The sequence below is a fragment of the Streptomyces sp. NPDC001985 genome, from assembly GCF_040296845.1.
Taxonomy (GTDB): Bacteria; Actinomycetota; Actinomycetes; order Streptomycetales; family Streptomycetaceae; genus Streptomyces.
Map to the genome: position 1 here is coordinate 1 of NZ_JBEOYB010000175.1, position 3211 is coordinate 3211.

Annotated in this window: 1 pseudogene; it reads right to left on the reverse strand. The window is 71.4% G+C overall.

The annotated features are described in order from the left end of the window. Positions 1-3199 (reverse strand): annotated as a pseudogene (locus ABT122_RS33385) (amino acid adenylation domain-containing protein); the annotation flags it as partial. Positions 3200-3211: the final 12 nt, after the last annotated feature.

Sequence of the window (3211 nt, forward strand, 5' to 3'; positions counted from 1 at the left end):
GGTCACCCGAGCGGTACATCCGACCGCCATACGGGTTGGCAACAAACCGCTCGGCGGTCAGATCCGGCCGGCCGACGTAACCCCGGGCCAGACCGGCACCCGCCACATACAGCTCACCCGTCACACCCACCGGCACCGGCTGAAGGAAACCGTCCAGCACGAACACCCGGGCATTGCCGATCGGGCCACCGATCGCGGGCGCCTGGTCCTCCGGTCGGATGCCCTCGTCGATGGGCGTGGCCGTGGTGATGACGGTCGCCTCGGTCGGACCGTACGTATTCCACACGCGGGAGCCGGCGACCCACCGGCTGGCGAGATCGGCGGTCACCCGCTCGGCGCCGACCACCCAGTTCCAGACACCGGGCACGGAGACGGGGTCCAGGACGCCCAGCAGCGACGGGACGACGCTCGCGACCGCGACACCGGCGCTCTGGATCAGGCCGGCGAGTGCCTCGGGCTCCCTCCGCTCCTCGCTCGACGCGATGGCGAGCGTCCCACCGGCACCCAGCGTGACCGCGACATCGAGAACCGCCGCGTCGAAGCTGAAGGAGGCGAACTGAAGGGCGACGACACCCTCGTCGACACCGAGCACGGGACGCATCACCTGCGCGAGGTTCGCCACCCCGCCATGCGCCACCGCCACACCCTTCGGACGGCCCGTCGAACCCGACGTATAGATCACATACGCCAACTGCTCCGGACCCACCACCGTCTCCAGAGCCGTGGACGGCTGCTCCGCGACGAGAGCGGCGATCTCGTCCCAGAGCACCACCCGCGCACCCTCACCCGACAGCTCCAGCTCAGCCCCCGACAGCACCACCCCGGCACCACTGTCCGCGACCATGTAAGCGAGACGCTCCACCGGATGCTCCGGGTCGAGTGGCACATACGCGCCACCCGCCTTCCACACCGCCAGCAGCGCCACCACCATCTCCACCCCACGCGGCAGGCACAGACCCACCACACACTCCCGACCCACACCCAAACCGGTCAGATACCGGGCCAGACGATTCGCACGCGCCTCCAACTCCCCGTAAGAGAGTGTCCCGGTCCCGGAGCGGAGCGCGGCGGTGTCGGGGGTCCGTGCGGTCCAGGCGCCGAGGAGATCGAGGAAAGTACCCCCCTCGACCGGCTGGACGGAGCTGCTCCAGTCGCCCACCACCAGGGCCCGCTCGGCCTCACCGAGCACATCGATCTCACTGAGCCGGACTCGCGGGTTGGCCACGATCTGCTCCAGCACGCGCACCAGGCGCTGGGCCAGGGCATCCGCGGTGTCCGTGTCGAACATGTCCGTCGCGTAGAGGACCCCGCCGCCGATACCGGCCGGGGCGCCGTCCTCGTCACGCTGCTCGACCAGGTCGAGGGAGAGATCGAATCGGGCGGCCTCCGCGGCGAACGGCACCGGGTCGACGGCGAGACCCGGCAGCTCCCAGCGTGCGGAGGCGGCGGTCTGCAGCGACATCATGACCTGGAAGAGCGGGTTGCGGGAGAGCGACCGCACCGGGTTCAGCACCTCCACCAGCCGCTCGAACGGCACGTCCTGGTGGGCGTAGGCCGCGAGGTCGGTCTCGCGGACCCGTGCCAGCAGCTCGGTGAAGGTCGGGTCCCCGCTCAGATCCGCGCGCAGCACCAGCGTATTGACGAAGAAGCCCGCCAGGTCGTCCAGCGCGGCGTCCCCGCGACCGGCGATCGGGGTACCGATGGGAATGTCGTCCCCGGAACCCATCCGCGACAGCAGCATGGCCACCGCGGCATGCATGACCATGAACATCGTCGCCCGGCCACGCCCCGCGACCTCCACCAGACCGGCGTGGGTGCGCGCGCCGACCCGTACGGGCACGATGCCGCCCTGGAAGGTGGACACGGCCGGCCTGGGCCGGTCGCTGGGCAGAGTCAGTTCCTCGGGGGCGCCCGTCAGCGCCTGGCGCCAGTGGTTGATCTGGCTGCTGATGAGGCTGTCGGGGTCGTCGGGGTCGCCGAGGACCTCGCGCTGCCAGAGCGCGTAGTCCGCGTACTGGACCGGCAGCGGCTCCCACCCCGGCGCGCGGCCATCGCGGCGCGCGGCATAGGCGGTGCCGAGGTCGCGGGAGAGGGCGCCCATCGACCAGCCGTCGACCGCGATGTGGTGCGCCACGATCAGCAGCACGTGCTGGGAGTCCCCGGTGGCCAGCAGACGTATCCGCCAGGGGAGGTCGACGCTCAGATCGAAGCCGCGGACCGCGTGGTCGGCGAGGGTTTCGTCGAGTTCGGCCTCACTGGTCTGGATGACGGTCAGCGGGGGGCGGCCGGCGGCGCCTTCCAGGATGTGCTGGCGCGGGGCGCCGTCGGTCTCGGGGAAGACGGTCCGCAGGCTCTCGTGCCGGTCGGCCACATCGCCGAGCGCCGCTTCGAGGGCCGCCACATCCAGTTCGCCGGACATCCGCAGCGCGAGCGGCAGGCTGTACACGGCGCCGGCGTCCGGGTCGCTCTCCTCCAGCCGGTTCAGGAACCACATCCGCTGCTGGGCGAAGGAGAGGGGTACGACATCGGGGCGCGGCCGTGGTGTCAGCGCCGCGCGTACGTCACCGCGTGCGCCGCCGATGAGCCGCGCGACGGCTGCCACGGTCGGCGAGGCGAACAGTTCCCGGATACTCAGCTCGGTGTCCAGCACCGCCCGGGCGCGGGCGATGAGGCGCATGGCGAGGAGGGAGTCGCCGCCGAGGTCGAAGAACGACACCTCGGCCCCGACCCGGTCCAGACCCAGCACCTCGGCGAACAGTCCGCACAGGACTTCCTCCACCGGGGTGGCCGGGCCCCGGCCGCCCGCCTGACGGGCGAAGTCGGGGGCGGGGAGGGCAGCGCGGTCGAGCTTGCCGTTGCCGGTGACGGGCAGGGTGTCCAGGACCATGACGGCGGCCGGGACCATGTACTCCGGCAGCGCGGTGGCGACGGCGGCGCGCAGTTCGCGTCCGATGTCGAAGGCCGTATCGGTGGTGCCGGAGCGCGTTTCGGTGGCGGTTGCCGTGTGGGTGCCGTCCGCCGTGTGGGTGGCGGTGGCGGCGACCACATAGGCCACGAGGTGTCTGTCTCCGGCCCGGTCCTCGCGGACGATCACGGCGGCCTGGTTCACACTCTCGTGCGCGGCGAGTACGGCTTCGATCTCGCCTGGTTCCACCCGGTAGCCACGGATCTTCACCTGCTCGTCCGCACGCCCCGCGAACAGCAACTGCCC